This window comes from Amycolatopsis sp. PS_44_ISF1 (assembly GCF_032335455.1).
Classification (GTDB): Bacteria; Actinomycetota; Actinomycetes; order Mycobacteriales; family Pseudonocardiaceae; genus Amycolatopsis.
Genome location: NZ_JANUXO010000001.1, coordinates 749,028 through 762,899, shown reverse-complemented (window position 1 = coordinate 762,899; position 13,872 = coordinate 749,028). Strand labels below are relative to the sequence as shown.

Genomic DNA, 13,872 nt, shown 5'->3' with positions numbered 1-13,872 from the left:
ACCGGAGAGCACCACCACGAGCGGGCCAGGTCCGGCCTCACCGGACCTGGCCCGCTCGTGTCCCCATCCGGCCCCGGGGCCCCGTGAGGAGTGCCGGGGCCCGAATGGTCCGGGTGGGCTGCCGTAAGGTGGAAATCGTGCTGGTTGCCGTATGGGTCCTGGAGGTCATCCACTGGGGCAGTGCCTTGGTCGGGCTCTTCGCCTTCGTCCACGCGTTGTTCCAGCGATCCGACGCCTACCCGGCCGCCGATCGCCGGACCAAGCCGATCTGGGCGCTCATCACCTTCGGGGCCACGCTCGCGTTGGTGCTGTTCGAGATCCAGGACGCCGGGTTCATCTTCTGGGTGCCCGCGATGGCCGCCGTGCTGGTCTACCTGGTCGACGTGCGGCCGCGGCTGAACGAGGTCCAGCGCGGCAACCGCAACTGGTGAAGCAGTAGCGTGGCCGGGGTGACCACCTGGAACATCGCCGGGACCCTCACCGTCGTTCCCGCGCACACCCGCACCGAGCTGCTCGCCGAACCCGTCGCCGAAGCGCTGGTCGCGCTCGAAGGCGTCGGGGTCGCGGAGATCGATCCCGGACTGGCCGACACCGCCGCGTTCTGCGAGGCCTACGGCTCTCCGCTCGAAGCGTCCGCGAACTGCGTGGTCGTCGCCGGCAAGCGCGCCGGTGAGGTCCGCTTCGCCGCCGCGATAGTGCTCGCCACCACCCGGGCCGACGTCAACGGGGTGATCAAGCGCCGCCTCGACGTGCGCAAGGCGTCGTTCGCGCCGATGGACGAGGCCGTGTCGCTCACCGGCATGGAGTACGGCGGGATCACGCCGGTCGGGCTGCCCGCCGGGTGGCCGATCCTGGTCGACGCCGCGGTCGCCGCCGCACCGGAGCTGGTGATCGGCAGCGGGATCCGCGGTAGCAAGCTGCTGGTCTCCGGGGCCACGCTCGCGGCGCTGCCGAACGCCGAGGTCGTCGAGGGCCTCGGCCGGTGACCTCGGTCTGGCTGCGGTACCTGACCGGCGCGGACATCGACGCGCTCGGCGTCACCCACGCGGACATCGTCGGCGCGGTCGAGGACGTGCTGGCCGACCACGGGCGCGGTGCTGTCGTCTTCGAGCCGCGCACGCACCTCGTGCCGGACAACGGCGGCAAGGGGCACTTCAACATCCTGCGCGGCCACCTGTCGGCGAAGCAGGTCAGCGGGGTGAAGGTGGTCGGCGACTTCGTCGGCAACTTCGAGCGCGGGCTGCCCAGCGAGATGGCGCTGATCCTGCTGTTCGACCCGGAGACGGGCATGCCGCGCGCGATCGTCGACGGCACCATGATCACCGAGGCCCGCACCGGCGCGATGACCGCCGTGGGCGCGAAGCACCTGGCGCGGCCCGGTTCGAAGGTGCTCGGCCACGTCGGCGCGCGGGGCACGGCCTGGTGGAACGTCGTGCTGCTGGATTCGATCTTCGACTTCGACGAGATCCGCGTGACCAGCAGACGGCCCGAGTCCCGTGCGGACTTCGGCCGCCGGCTCTCGGAGGAGCTGGGCAAGGAAATCCGCGTCTGCGACGACGCTGCCTCGACCCTCGACGGGGCCGATGTGCTGGTGGAGGCATCCCGGCTGACCGAACCGGAAGCGTTGGTGCGCAAGGAGTTCCTTCGACCGGGCTGCTTCCTGGTCCCGTACGGCACGATCAGCGCGCTGGAGCTGGACCTGCTCGACGCCGTCGACAAGCTCGTGGTCGACAACTGGCGTGAATCGCAGTCCGGCAACCCCCGGTTCGGCGCGCTGCGCCCGCAGTTGAACGCGGGCCTGCTGACCGAGGATGGAGTGCACGCGGAGATCGGCGACATCGTGGCGGGCACCAAGCCCGGCCGGGAGTCCGACGACGAGCGGATCCTGTTCTGGCACCGTGGACTGTCCACAACGGACGTCGCGGTGGCCCACATGATCCTGCGGCGGGCCGAGGCGGCCGACGCCGGCACGATGCTGCCGTACCGGTGATCGTCCGCGAGCCCGGGGACGTGGTCCGCGGGGAACCCGGGTGGATCGAGCTGGACCCGGGGCTGCTGGCGTCGGTTCGCGCGAACCGGGCGGCGATGCTGGCCGCGCTGGACGCCGCCGAGGGCCCGGTCTACGGCGTGAACACCGGCATGGGCCGGCTGGCGGGCGTGCGGCTGTCTGCCGCGCAGCAGGCCGAGCACCAGCGGAACCTGCTGGTGGGCCGGGCGGTCGGCGGGCCGCCGTGGCTTTCGCCGGAGCTGACGCGCGCGTTGCTGCTCACGCGTCTGCACAGCTTCCTGCGCCCGGAGCCGGCGGTGAGCGCCGAGCTGGTCTCCTTCCTGGCCGACCGGCTCAACGACGGCTTCACCCCGGCCGTGCCGAAGGGCGGGCTGGGCAGTGCCGGCGAGATCATCCCGCTGGCGCACGCCTTCCAGACCTTCCTCGGCCTCGGTTCGGTGCTGGAGGACGGCGCCGTGGTACCCGCGGCCGAGGCGCTGCGCCGTCGGGGGGTGGAGCCGTTCGAGCTGGGCCCGAAGGAAGGCGCGAGCCTGATCCAGGGCTCACCGCTGGCCGAGGCGTACGCCTGGACGACCAGCGGGTCCGTGCACCGGATGGTCGACCTCCAGACGCTGTGCGCGGCGATCGCCGTGGACGTGCTGGGCGCGCCACGCGAGGTGTACGGCTACCGGGTGCCGAACCCGCACACCACGGCGGTGCTCACGGACGTGCAGCGGCTGACCCGGGGCGCGGCCGTGCGGCCGGGACTGGTGCAGGCGCCGGTGTCCGTGCGCGTGGGCCCACGGGTGATCGGTTTCCTGGACCAGGTGAACGCCGAATTGAAGGCCACCCTCGGCGAATCGTGGGCGACCCCGGGTGACTCACCGTCGTTCGTGGACGGTGCCTTCGTGCCGACCACCGGCTACCACGCGGCCGACCTCGGGCTGCGGATGGACGCGGTGAAGGCCGCGCTCGTGCACGTCGGCGAGATCGCGGTGCAGCGGACGCACCGGCTGCTGGACCCGCAGTTCAGCGGGCTGCCGGCCCAGCTGGCGGTGGACCCGGGGCCGCAGGCCGGGCTGACGCCGCTGCACAAGCGCGCGGTGGGGGAGCTGCATTCGCTGCGCCGCCTGGCCGCGCCCGCCACGGTCGGCTCGCTCGACACGTCGGCGGGCCAGGAGGACGTGCAGGCCTTCGCCTGGGCGGCCGGGGCCGAGCTGGAGACGGCGATCGGGCACCTGTTCGCCATCACCGCGTGCGAGCTGATCGCCGGGGCGCAGGCCCGGCACCTGGCCGACGGTGACGGCGCGCCCGGACTGGCCGGGGCGTACCGCTGGATCGCCGCGACCGTCCCGCCGGTGCTGGTGGACCGGCCGCTGGGCCCGGACGTCGACCGGCTGGTGGCCGCGTGCCGGGAGGCCGGCTTCGACGACCCGGGCGAGATCGGCTGAAGCCCCGCCCGGACCTCAGGAGTCGCGGCGGGCGTTCTGCAGGGCCAGGCCCTTCGGCGTGGCCCACTTGGTCAGCAGCGAGAAGACGCCTTCGCACACCAGCGCCAGGATGATCACCGCGATGCCGCCGCCGAAGATCTCGCCGTAGCCCTGCGCGCCTTCGGCGAAACCGTCCACGATGTACCGGCCGAGGCCGCCGCCGTCGTTGACGATGGCGCCGATCGCGACGGTGGCCACGAGCTGCAGGAACGCCACGCGCGCGCCGGCCACGATCACCGGCGAGGCCAGGGGCAGCTCCAGCTTCAGCATGATCTGCCACTCGCGGTAACCGGTGCCGCGCGCCGCGTCCACGATTTCCGGCTCGAGCTGGACGACACCGGCGTAGGTGTTGGTGAACAGCGGGGGCAGGGCCAGTCCGACCAGCGCCAGCAGCAGCGGCCAGAAGTTCGTGTCGGCGCCCCACCGGCTGGCCAGGAACCAGAACAGGATGATCAGCCCGAAGCTCGGGATCGCGCGCCCGATGTTCACGGCGCTGCCGGCCAGGAACGCGCCGCGGCGGTGGTGCGCGAGCCACACCGCCACCGGGATGGTCAGCACGGCCGCGATCAGCAGGGACAGCACGGAGAACCAGAGGTGCTCGACCGTCCGGTGGGGGATGCCCGCCGGGTCGGTCCAGCTCCACCGCTGCGGATCGGACAGCCACTGGCCCAGCTGCGTGAAGACGTTCATCGGGCCCGCACCTTCCGCGCCCACGGGGCGAGCGCCCGCTCACCCAGCCAGAGCAGCAGGTCGACGGCCACCGCGAGCACCACCGACAGCACGATGCCGACGATGATCGGGCTCGGGTTCGGGGTGGTGGTCTGGATGCCGGCGCGGATGAAGTAGCCGAGGCCGCCCATGCCGAGCAGCGAGGTGACCGTGACCAGGCCGATCGTGGTCACCGCGGCCACCCGCAGGCCCGCGATCACCACCGGCAGCGCCAGCGGCAGCTCGACCTGCCAGAGCAGCCGCTGCCGGGTGAAGCCCAGGCCGATCGCCGCCTCACGGACTTCGGTGGGCACCTGCTGGACTCCGGTGACGATGTTGCGGATCAGGATCAGCAGCGTGTACGTGGCCAGCGGGATCACCGCCGTGGTGAACGAAAGCCCGAAGAACGGCACCAGCAGCGCGAACGCCCCGAGGCTCGGGATCACGTACAGCGCCCCGGCCGCGCCCAGCACCAGGGGGTAGAACCAGCGGTAGCGCAGGCACAGCGTGGACAGGGCCAGCGAGAGGACCAGCCCGACGCCGAGCGCGGTCGCGGTCAGGGCGATGTGCTCGCCGAGCCGCTGGACGATGGCGTCGGAGTTGCGCTCCACCCACCGCCATTCGAAGATCGGCCGGCTGCTCTCGGCGAGCAGCGGGGTCACCGAGGGTGCATGCACCGCCCGACCTTACCCCGTTCGGGGAGCCGGATTCCGATTGTTGAGATTCGGTGGCGCTTGAATCCCCATCCGTGGTTTCTGTCGTGGCTCACGGTTAAGGTCCACTCCACTGTTCGTGGAAAGAGGAGTGTGGGACGTGGGCTGGACCCGGAACATCCGAGCGGCGGCACTGGTGGCGGTCGCCGCCTTCGGCCTGACCGCCTGCGGTGGTGGCAGCGGGGGCTCCGACCAGCCCGCCGCCCCGAGCAAGGGCGGCGCGCCGATCGTCGTCGCCTCGTTCAACTTCACCGACAGCCAGATCCTGGCCGAGATCTACGCGAGCGCGCTGGAGGCCAAGGGCTACCCGGTCACCCGCAAGCTGAACCTGGGCTCGCGGGAGCTGATCTACCCCTCGCTGAAGTCCGGCGAGCTGCAGTTCCTGCCGGAGTACCAGGGCGCGGGCATCACCACCGGCTTCGGCCAGGACGCGGTGAAGGACGCCGCGGGCGAGCACGAGCAGCTGGCCAAGCTGTTCCAGCCGTCCGGCATCTCGCTGCTGAACTACGCGGCCGCCGAGGACAAGAACACCTACATCGTGAAGGCCGACCTGGCCAAGTCCAAGGGTCTGACCGGCATCAGCGACCTGAAGAAGCTCGACAAGGTCGTCATGGCTGGTCCGCCGGAGTGCGAGAAGCGGCTGCCGTGCTTCCAGGGCTTCACCCAGGTGTACAAGCTGACCAACGCCACGTTCCAGACCGTGCAGGAGGCCGGGCCGCGCGTGCAGCAGCTCAACTCCGGCGCGGTCACGGTGATCCCGGTCGACTCGGTCAGCCCGCTGGTCGGCGACCCGCAGTACGTGGCCCTGAAGGACGATCTCACCATCGTGCCCACCGAGAACGTGGTGCCCGCGGTGAACAAGAAGGTGCTCGACGAGCGTGGGCCCGACTTCGCGGCGGCGGTCAACGCCGTCAGCGCGAAGCTGACCACCGAAGGCATGCGCGAGCTGAACAAGCGCGTGGATTCCGACGGTGAAGTGGCTGCGGACGTGGCGAAGGACTGGCTGAAGCAGCAGGGCCTCGCCTGAGGCGCGATCGCAGCTCGAACGGGCCGCCCGGGGTTCTCCCGGGCGGCCCGTTCGCTGTGTGTGCGAAGGTAGCGACGGCGGAAAACGAGCCGAGCTGAGGAGCGAGATGGGAAAGGTCACGGCCACCGCGGAGCGCACGATCGACGCGCCGGTGGACAGGGTTCGCGAACTGGTCGCCGACTACGCCGAGACCCGGCCGAAGCTGCTCACCGAGCACTACCGCGACTACGAGGTGACCGCGGGCGGCCACGGCGCCGGTACCGAGGCGAGCTGGAAGCTGCAGGCGACCGCCAAGCGGGTGCGGGACGTGGCCGCGACCGTGAGCCAGCCGTCCCCGGGCACCCTGGTCGAGACGGACGCGAACTCCAGCATGGTCACCACCTGGACGGTCACCTCCGCGGGCGAGCACTCGCTGGTGCGCATCGAGACGAGCTGGGACGGCGCCGGCGGCATCGGTGGCTTCTTCGAGAAGACCTTCGCGCCGGGCGGGCTGAAGAAGATCTACGACGGTGTGCTCGGCAAGCTCGAGGAGATCGTGTAGCCCGCACCACAGGTGCCCGCTGAATCGGAATGATCGCCCCGGTTGCCTCGTTGGGCCGGGATATACGGGGCGCTCGCCCCGGTCGACTCAGTCCACGAAACTCAGTCCCACGAAACGGAGTTCAGCGGTGAACGCACCGACCCAGGCCACGGAGATCCGGCTCGCCTCCCGTCCGCACGGCGTCCCGACGCAGGACAACTTCGAGATCCTCGACACCGAGATCCCCGCGCCCGGCGAGGGGCAGATCCTGGTGCGCAACCTGTTCATGAGCGTCGACCCGGCCATGCGCGGCCGGATGAACGACGTGAAGTCGTACGCGCCGCCGTTCGCGGTGGGCGAGGTCATGTCCGGCGGTGCGCTCGGCGAGGTGGTCGAGTCCACTGTGGACGGCTTCGAACCCGGTGACCACGTGCTGCACCAGGCGGGCTGGCGCACCCACGCCGTGCTCGACGCGGCTCGGAGCGTGAAGGTGGACGCCTCGGCGGCGCCGCTTTCGACCTACCTCGGCGTGCTCGGCATGCCGGGCCTCACCGCGTACGCGGGCCTGCTGGAGAGCGCGGAGTTCAAGGCGGGCGACACGGTGTTCGTCTCCGGCGCCGCGGGTGCGGTCGGCTCCCTGGTCGGGCAGCTGGCCAAGCTGAAGGGCGCCAAGCGGGTGATCGGCAGCGCCGGTTCGGCCGAGAAGGTCCGGTACCTCACCGAAGAGCTGGGCTTCGACGCCGCGTTCAACTACAAGGACGGCCCCGTCGCCAAGCAGCTGGCCGAGGCCGCGCCCGAGGGCCTCGACGTCTACTTCGACAACGTCGGCGGCGAACACCTCGAGGCCGCCATCGCTTCGATGAACGTGCACGGGCGCATCGCGGTCTGCGGGATGATCTCGGTCTACAACGCCACCGAGCCGACTCCGGCGCCGCGCAACCTGCCGCAGATCATCGCCAAGCGGCTGACCATCCGCGGCCTGCTGGTGATCGACCACTGGGGTCTGCGCGAGCAGTTCGTCGCCGAGGTGGCGCCGCTGGTGGCTTCGGGCGAGATCAAGTACTCGGAGACGTTCGTCGACGGCATCCGCAACGCGCCCGAGGCGTTCCTCGGCCTGCTGGGCGGGGCCAACACCGGCAAGATGCTGGTCCGCCTCTGAAGGCTCGGCCGAAGCGCCCCCCGGGCGGGCTCGCCGCCGTGTGATCGGCGGTGGGTGGGCTCGGGGTGTCGCCGGGGGTTCAGGACCGCGCGGGGGCGGGCCGGGGGTTCACGGCTGGGCCGGTCCTTGCCCGTCGACGTGGGCGTCGATCACGATGCGGGCCGAGGTGGTGGATTTCGCGGTGACCTGGGCGGCGGTGTAGTTCATCCGGCGGTAGACGCCGTTGAGGAAGAACTCGCCGTAGCCGTGGGCCTGGGCGTTGAGCTGTTCCATCAGCTCCAGCGCGGCCGGCGGGTACGGGCAGACGGCCAGGCACAGCCGCAGGTACGTGTCGATCAGCGCGCGCCGGTGCTCGTGCAGCTCGGTGTACTTCGGGTCTTCCAGACCTTCGGCGAAGACCGCCTGGAAGCCGATGCGGCGGTTGATCAGGAAAGCCGTGTACGCGCCGGACGCGGCGGCCAGCTGGGCCACCGGGTCGGGACCGGCCTCGGCGACGGCCGCCTCCGCCTGCTCGCGCAGCCCGCAGGCCGTGGTGCACGCGACCGCGGCCAGCAGAGCGGCCCGGTCCGGGAAGTGCCGGTACGGCGCGGCGGGCGAGACGTTCGCGCGTTTCGCCACCTGGGACACCGAGAAGCCGTCCATGCCCAGCTCCGCGATCAGCTCCACCGACACCCGGACGAGTTCGTCGCGCAGGTCGCCGTGGTGGTACTTGCCGCCCATGTGGTGGATCACATCCAATCACCCTCGCGCATATGTAAGGGAGCTCTTACTATAGTCATGTGAGAGCAGTCTTACATCTGAACCTCGGGCGGCGGCCCGAGATCGTCTGGAGGGTTTCATGACCACGACCACGCCCGCCATCGCCGCTCCGAGCCCGGGCGCCCCGCTCGAGCCGACGACGATCGAGCGCCGGGACCTGCGCCCGGACGACGTGCTGATCGACATCGCGTTCGCGGGCATCTGCCACAGCGACCTCCACCAGGCCAAGTCGGAGTGGGGCCCGGGCACCTTCCCGATGGTCCCCGGGCACGAGATCGCCGGCGTGGTCGCCGCGGTCGGCTCCGGCGTGACGAAGTACCAGGTCGGCGACCGGGTCGGCGTCGGCTGCATGGTCGACTCGTGCGGCGAGTGCGACTACTGCCAGGACGGCACCGAGCAGTTCTGCGTGAAGGGCAACGTCCAGACCTACAACAGCACCGGCTTCGACGGTGAGAAGACCTACGGGGGCTACAGCCAGCAGATCGTGGTGAAGGACGCGTTCGTCTGCCGGATCCCGGAGGGGATCGAGCTGGACGTCGCCGCCCCGCTGCTGTGCGCGGGCATCACCACCTACTCGCCGCTGCACCACTGGGGCGCCGGTCCGGGCAAGAAGGTGGCCGTGGTCGGTCTCGGCGGGCTCGGGCACATGGCGGTCAAGATCGCCGCGGCCATGGGGGCCGAGGTCACGGTGCTCAGCCAGAGCCTGAAGAAGCAGGAGGACGGGCTCAAACTCGGCGCGAAAGATTACTTCGCGACCGGTGACGAGTCGACCTTCGAGGTCCTCAAGGGCCGCTTCGACATCATCCTCAACACCGTCTCGGCCAAGCTCCCGATCGACGCCTACCTCGGCATGCTGCGCGTCGGCGGCGCGATGGTGAACGTCGGTGCCCCGCCGCAGGCCCTCGAGTACAACGCCTTCTCGCTGCTCGCCGGCAACAAGGTGCTGGCCGGTTCGATGATCGGCGGCATCGACGAGACGCAGAAGATGCTGGACTTCTGCGCCGAGCACGGCCTCGGCGCCGAGATCGAGAAGATCGACGCCGACCAGGTCAACGACGCGTACGCCCGAGTCGAGGGCAGCGATGTCCGCTACCGCTTCGTGATCGACGTCGCCACCATCAGCGCCTGACTCGCTGGTGAGTGGCGGTGCCGTTCGGTCTCGCCACTCACCAGCCCTGCGGCGCCGTTCTGAAACGGCACTGCTTCAGAACTTCAGCGCTGTGAAGCACCGCCGTTTCAGAACCGCCCACCATCAGAACGCCGCCGTTTCAGAACGCCGCCGGTCGCGAACACCCCCGTTTTAGAACACCACCGTGCGGTTGCCGTGGACCAGGACGCGGCCTTCGAGATGCCAGCGGAGGCCGCGGGCCAGGGTCACCTTTTCGATGTCCCGGCCCTTGCGCACCATGTCCGCCACCGAGTCGCCGTGGTCGACCCGAATCACGTCCTGCTCGATGATCGGCCCGGCGTCGAGGTCGGCCGTCACGTAGTGGCAGGTGGCGCCGACCAGTTTGACGCCCCGGGTGTGGGCCTGGTGGTACGGCTTCGCGCCGGCGAACGAGGGCAGGAAGCTGTGGTGGATGTTGATCGCCCGCCCGGCCCACGCCGTGCACAGTGCGGCCGGCAGCACCTGCATGAACCGGGCCAGCACCACGGCCTGTGGATCGTGCGCCTCGACCAGCTCCCGTACCTGCGCAAACGCTTGCGCCTTGCCTTCGGGGTCCCCGGAGGGGAACGGCACGTGGTGGAACGGGATGCCGTGCGCGCGGGTGATGTCCGCGAGTGACGTGTGGTTGCCGATCACCGCAGCGATGTCGACGTCCAGCTCACCGGAGGCGACGCGGCCCAGCAGGTCGTACAGGCAGTGCCCGGCCTTCGAAACCAGCACGACCGCGCGCGGCCTCCCTCCGGTGTCCCGCACGGCCCAGCTGGACTCGGCCGACAGCTCCGAGGCCACCGTCTCGAACCGCTCCCGCAGCCCCGCCGCGTCGAACGGCAGGGAGTCGGCGCGGACCACCTGACGGGTGAAGAACCAGCCCGTGTCCGGATCGGTGTGGTAGGCCGCTTCGACGATCATCCCGCCGTGCTCGGCCAGGAACCCCGAAATGCGGGCGATGATGCCGGTGCGGTCGGGGCAGCCGAAGGTCAGGACGTAACGCTGGGGATCAGGCACGCCGCCCATTCTCGCCGGTGCTGGTCAGGGCGACGCGAGGGGCTCCAGAAGGGTGCCTTCGCCGGTGGTGCGGGCGTGGTGCGGGCGGCCCCAGAGGGCTCGGTAGACGTCGTCGGCCGGGCCGCTGAGCGTGACGTCCGGGCGGGCATCGCCGGTCGGCTCGCCTTCGGGGAGCGCGACCGTCCAAGAGCGTCCCTCGGTCTCGACGCGGACGATCCTTTCGCGGCCGGGCAACGGTTCGCGCCGGGGCAGCACGAAGGTGAGGAACTCGTCCACCCCGTCGAGGGCGAACGCAGTGGTGTAGCGCGTCGGTGGCGGCTCGGGCAGGGCGCTCTCCACGTCCAGCCGGCGGATCGCCAGTTCGTGCGCCAGCCGCCGGACCAGCTCACCCGTGGTGAGCGTGGCACCGCCGCGGGGGAACGGCGAGCGGACCGGGCTTTCGGCCGGACGCCGGAGGGCCTCGCGCGCGGCGAGCCGCTGGCCGTCCCAGTAACCGAGCAGATCCGTCCAGTCCGCGGGGGGCGACTGCTCAGCCACCCGGCCGGTGCTCGCAGCGATGCCGGAGGAGAGCACCCGGGCCAGATGGGTCACCAGCTCGTGGACCGTCCGGTTCGGACAGTTCCGGACCGGGGCCGCCGGTCCCGCCGCCAGCGCCGCCGCCTTCAGCCGGTCGCCGTGGATGTCGATGGTCTCCAGCCGGTCGAGCGTCCGCCGCGGGCTCCGTGGGTCCATGGGCCGAACGTAGCGCGTGCAGCCGGAGCCGCCGTCCCGACTCGATCAGGGTGACCAGCAGCAGCCCCAGCGCGAACGACAGCAGCAGGCCCTTGACCGGCTCGTCCGCGAAGGCAGCGCCGCCGGCCAGCCCGATCAGCACGCTGTAGCAGGCCCAGAGCGCGGCGCCCGCGGCGTCCAGCGGCACGAACCGGTGCGGCGGGTAGCCGAGGCTGCCGCAGGCCAGCGCGCTGGCCACGCGCCCACCGGGCAGGTACCGCGCGGCGACGATCAGCAACGGCGCCTGCCGCCGCACCTGTGCGCGGGCCCACTCGTAGCGCTGCCGCCCGGACGGTCCCCGCTGCAGCCGGGCCAGGGCCCGCGGCCCCGCCGCCCGCCCGACCGAATAGGCCAGGCAATCCCCGGCCCACGCCCCGGCCGTCGCGACGGCGGCCAGCGTGGCCAGCCACCGCGGATCCGGCCCGAGCAGCACGGCGACGAGCACCACCGTGGTCTCGCTCGGCATGAACGGCAGCAGCGCGTCCAACCCGGCCACGGCGAACACGATCACCCACAGCCACGGCGAGCCGAGCGCGCCGCGCAGCAGCTCGGTGACGTGCTCCAGCAGTTCCACCCGCTCATCGTGATCACCACAGGTCGACGGGGGGTGACGGAACGGCGTTCGGCCGGTGAACACGTGGGTTTCCTACCCGGATGCCGGTCTTCCGCCGTGGTCGGTGACGTCGGGTCACTCCGAGGTCGGGGCCGGCTCAGGGCGATTTCGGTGCCGTCCTGGTGGTCACCGCGGGGCGACGGCGGCCCACGGTACGGTCAGCTCCCCGGCCCCCGGGCGGCCGAGCAGGGGCCAGCCTCGGGCGGCGAGCCGCTGGACCGTCTCGGTCCAGCGCGCGCGGGCGCCGAACGAGCGCTGCGGCGCGGCCGCAGCCCAGCAGGAATCCATAGTGGACAAGAGTTCGTGGATGCGTTCGCCGGGAATGTTGCGGTGGATCAGGATCTTGGGCAACCTTTCGGCCACAGTGGACGGCCGGTCCAGTTCGGCCAGGCGCACCGAGAGGGTCAGTGACACCGGGCCGGCCGCGGTGACCGTCACCCACGTGGACAGCCGGCCGATCTCGTCGCAGGTGCCTTCCACGAGCATCCCGTCCGCGGGCATGCCGGCCAGCATCAGCGCCCACGCGCCGGCCACCTCGGCCTCGTCGTACTGGCGCAGCACGTTGAACGCGCGCACCAGCACCGGGCGCGTGCCGGCCAGTTCGAAGCCGCCGCGGCGGAAGTCCAGTCGGGGCGGGTCAGCGGCGGGGCGGGCGCGGGCGACGCGTTCCGGGTCCAGCTCCAGCCCGAGCACCCGGACGCCGGACCGCACCCGGGTCAGCCACCGGGCCAGCTCGACGGTGGTGACCGGCGAGGCACCGTAACCGAGGTCGACCACCAGCGGGTCCACCGTCCGGCGCAGGAGCCGGCCGACGGCCGGGTCCCGGGCCAGCCAGCGGTCGACCCGCCGCAGCCGGTTCGGGTTGGTGGTGCCGCGGGTGGGGGCGCCCACCGGGCTGGTTCTGGTGTTGCGGGTGGGGGTGCCTGCCGGGTTCGGTGTGGTGCCGCGAGCGGGGTGGCTTGTGGGGTCGGGTTTGGTGCTTCGGCGGGGGTCATCGATCGGGCTGGGCTTGGTGTTGCGGGTGGGGGCGCTTGCCGGGCTGGTTCTGGTGTTGCGGGTGGTGGTGGTGCGTGCCGGGTGGGGTGTGGTGCCGCGAGCGGGATGGCTTGCGGGGTCGGGTTTGGTGCTTCGGCGTGGGTCATCGGCCGGGCTGGGCTTGGTGTTGCGGGTGGGGGTGCCTGCCGGGTTCGGTGTGGTGCCGCGAGCGGGGTGGACTGCGGGAGCGGGCTTGGTGCCTCGGCGCGGGTCATCGATCGGCTGGGGTTGGGTGCCCGAGGTGGGGTCGCCCGCTGGGTTCGGCTTGGGGCTTCGGTTCGAGGGGCCCACCGGCTTCGGCTCGGTGTCTCGGACGGTCCGGCCCACCGAACCGCCGGTTGCCGAGGCCGGGGGGACCTCACGGTTCACGCGTGCTCGGCCAGCCAGCGGGCGGTGAACTCGGCCTCGCGCCGCAGCAGGGTGGTCACCTGGTCCGCCACCGCGCTCTCGATCTTGCCGCCGAACAGCGGGATGCGGACCGTCACCTCACCGTCGGTGCGCTGGGTCACCCGCTCGCCCGAGGTCGACAGCGAGGTCCGTGCGGCGATCTCGCCGGGCACCCCGCTGACGTTCACCTCGATGCCGCCGATGTAACCGTCGCCGGAGCGCCGCCAGTTCTCCCCGCGCCGGACGATCAGGTCGCCCTTGTGCAGGGTGCGCACGGCCTGCGGCAGCTTGGCCGCCTTGATGCCCTGCCGCAGTTCGAACCGCACGACGTCGCCCTCGGCGGTGTACGAGAGGAGCTCGGCGTCGTCCCCGCCGAGCTCCTGGAGGCGCGCGAGCAGGGCCTTCTCGCCCGACACCGCGGCCACGACGGCCGCGAGTCCGGCGGAGAACTCAGCACGGTGCTCGATCCGGGATCCCATGGGTCGGACAGTACCGGCCACCCCCGACAGCCCGTGCGCGTTCCGGACGGC

Annotated in this window: 15 protein-coding genes and 1 pseudogene; 8 read left to right on the top strand and 8 right to left on the bottom strand. The window is 71.5% G+C overall.

Annotated elements, in window-relative coordinates; genetic code table 11:
• The first annotated feature begins 137 nt into the window (after positions 1-137).
• The 4 genes from NYF13_RS03325 to NYF13_RS03310 are packed head-to-tail and all read left to right on the top strand — an operon-like array spanning position 138 to position 3,438.
• Positions 138-431: a DUF2516 family protein gene (locus NYF13_RS03325; protein ID WP_315654046.1), complete on the top strand. Its 294-nt coding sequence runs from the start codon at positions 138-140 to the stop codon at positions 429-431.
• Between the two features lie 18 nt (positions 432-449).
• Positions 450-986 carry a YbaK/EbsC family protein gene (locus NYF13_RS03320; protein ID WP_315654045.1) on the top strand — a complete coding sequence of 179 codons (537 nt, stop codon included), beginning with the start codon at positions 450-452 and terminating at the stop codon, positions 984-986.
• Complete coding sequence (locus NYF13_RS03315; protein ID WP_315654044.1) at positions 983-1,990, top strand: ornithine cyclodeaminase family protein; 1,008 nt, start codon at positions 983-985, stop codon at positions 1,988-1,990. The genes NYF13_RS03320 and NYF13_RS03315 overlap by 4 nt, the downstream gene beginning before the upstream one ends.
• Positions 1,990-3,438: an aromatic amino acid lyase gene (locus NYF13_RS03310; RefSeq protein WP_396287224.1), complete on the top strand. Its 1,449-nt coding sequence runs from the start codon at positions 1,990-1,992 to the stop codon at positions 3,436-3,438. The genes NYF13_RS03315 and NYF13_RS03310 overlap by 1 nt, the downstream gene beginning before the upstream one ends.
• 15 nt (positions 3,439-3,453) lie before the next feature.
• Here the strand turns inward: NYF13_RS03310 and NYF13_RS03305 are convergent, their stop codons facing one another.
• Together NYF13_RS03305 and NYF13_RS03300 are read right to left on the bottom strand one after the other, a co-directional pair.
• Positions 3,454-4,167 carry an ABC transporter permease gene (locus NYF13_RS03305; RefSeq protein ID WP_315654041.1) on the bottom strand — a complete coding sequence of 238 codons (714 nt, stop codon included), beginning with the start codon at positions 4,165-4,167 and terminating at the stop codon, positions 3,454-3,456.
• Positions 4,164-4,862: an ABC transporter permease gene (locus tag NYF13_RS03300; RefSeq protein ID WP_315654039.1), complete on the bottom strand. Its 699-nt coding sequence runs from the start codon at positions 4,860-4,862 to the stop codon at positions 4,164-4,166. The genes NYF13_RS03305 and NYF13_RS03300 overlap by 4 nt, the downstream gene beginning before the upstream one ends.
• A 136-nt stretch (positions 4,863-4,998) precedes the next feature.
• Here NYF13_RS03300 and NYF13_RS03295 point away from each other — a divergent pair, with 136 nt between their 5' ends.
• The 3 genes from NYF13_RS03295 to NYF13_RS03285 all read left to right on the top strand — a co-directional run bounded on the left by NYF13_RS03295 (position 4,999) and on the right by NYF13_RS03285 (position 7,604).
• A complete protein-coding gene (locus NYF13_RS03295; protein WP_315654038.1) occupies positions 4,999-5,925 on the top strand; it encodes an ABC transporter substrate-binding protein in 927 nt (308 codons plus the stop codon).
• A gap of 106 nt (positions 5,926-6,031) precedes the next feature.
• Entirely contained in the window at positions 6,032-6,466 is a 435-nt protein-coding gene (locus NYF13_RS03290) for an SRPBCC family protein (RefSeq protein WP_315654037.1), read from the top strand.
• Between the two features lie 127 nt (positions 6,467-6,593).
• A complete protein-coding gene (locus NYF13_RS03285; protein WP_315654036.1) occupies positions 6,594-7,604 on the top strand; it encodes an NADP-dependent oxidoreductase in 1,011 nt (336 codons plus the stop codon).
• A 108-nt stretch (positions 7,605-7,712) separates the two neighbouring features.
• Here NYF13_RS03285 and NYF13_RS03280 read toward each other — a convergent pair whose 3' ends face one another.
• Positions 7,713-8,336: a TetR/AcrR family transcriptional regulator gene (locus tag NYF13_RS03280; protein ID WP_315654035.1), complete on the bottom strand. Its 624-nt coding sequence runs from the start codon at positions 8,334-8,336 to the stop codon at positions 7,713-7,715.
• A gap of 106 nt (positions 8,337-8,442) precedes the next feature.
• Here NYF13_RS03280 and NYF13_RS03275 point away from each other — a divergent pair, with 106 nt between their 5' ends.
• Positions 8,443-9,492 (top strand): NAD(P)-dependent alcohol dehydrogenase, encoded by a 1,050-nt coding sequence (locus NYF13_RS03275; RefSeq protein WP_315654034.1) that lies wholly within the window; start codon positions 8,443-8,445, stop codon positions 9,490-9,492.
• Between the two features lie 171 nt (positions 9,493-9,663).
• Here the strand turns inward: NYF13_RS03275 and purU are convergent, their stop codons facing one another.
• From purU to NYF13_RS03245, 5 genes and pseudogenes are all read right to left on the bottom strand, one after another.
• Positions 9,664-10,545: a formyltetrahydrofolate deformylase gene (gene purU, locus NYF13_RS03270; protein WP_315654033.1), complete on the bottom strand. Its 882-nt coding sequence runs from the start codon at positions 10,543-10,545 to the stop codon at positions 9,664-9,666.
• A 15-nt stretch (positions 10,546-10,560) separates the two neighbouring features.
• A pseudogene (locus NYF13_RS36660) lies at positions 10,561-11,148 on the bottom strand (hypothetical protein); the annotation flags it as partial.
• Positions 11,066-11,881, bottom strand: a complete 816-nt coding sequence (locus tag NYF13_RS03255; RefSeq protein ID WP_315654032.1) for a VTT domain-containing protein — start codon at positions 11,879-11,881, stop codon at positions 11,066-11,068. The pseudogene NYF13_RS36660 and the gene NYF13_RS03255, both read right to left, overlap by 83 nt.
• A 165-nt stretch (positions 11,882-12,046) precedes the next feature.
• Positions 12,047-12,811, bottom strand: coding sequence for a class I SAM-dependent methyltransferase (locus NYF13_RS03250; RefSeq protein WP_315654031.1), 765 nt, complete (start codon positions 12,809-12,811; stop codon positions 12,047-12,049).
• A 509-nt stretch (positions 12,812-13,320) separates the two neighbouring features.
• A complete protein-coding gene (locus NYF13_RS03245) occupies positions 13,321-13,821 on the bottom strand; it encodes a DUF2505 domain-containing protein (protein ID WP_315654030.1) in 501 nt (166 codons plus the stop codon).
• Between the last annotated feature and the right edge of the window lie 51 nt (positions 13,822-13,872).

Coding starts and splice junctions, on each gene's coding strand:
- NYF13_RS03305 (WP_315654041.1), bottom strand. CDS start 4,167: ATGAACGTCTTCACGCAGCTGGGCCAGTGGCTGTCCGATCCGCAGCGG.
- NYF13_RS03290 (WP_315654037.1), top strand. CDS start 6,032: ATGGGAAAGGTCACGGCCACCGCGGAGCGCACGATCGACGCGCCGGTG.
- NYF13_RS03275 (WP_315654034.1), top strand. CDS start 8,443: ATGACCACGACCACGCCCGCCATCGCCGCTCCGAGCCCGGGCGCCCCG.
- purU (WP_315654033.1), bottom strand. CDS start 10,545: ATGGGCGGCGTGCCTGATCCCCAGCGTTACGTCCTGACCTTCGGCTGC.
- NYF13_RS03245 (WP_315654030.1), bottom strand. CDS start 13,821: ATGGGATCCCGGATCGAGCACCGTGCTGAGTTCTCCGCCGGACTCGCG.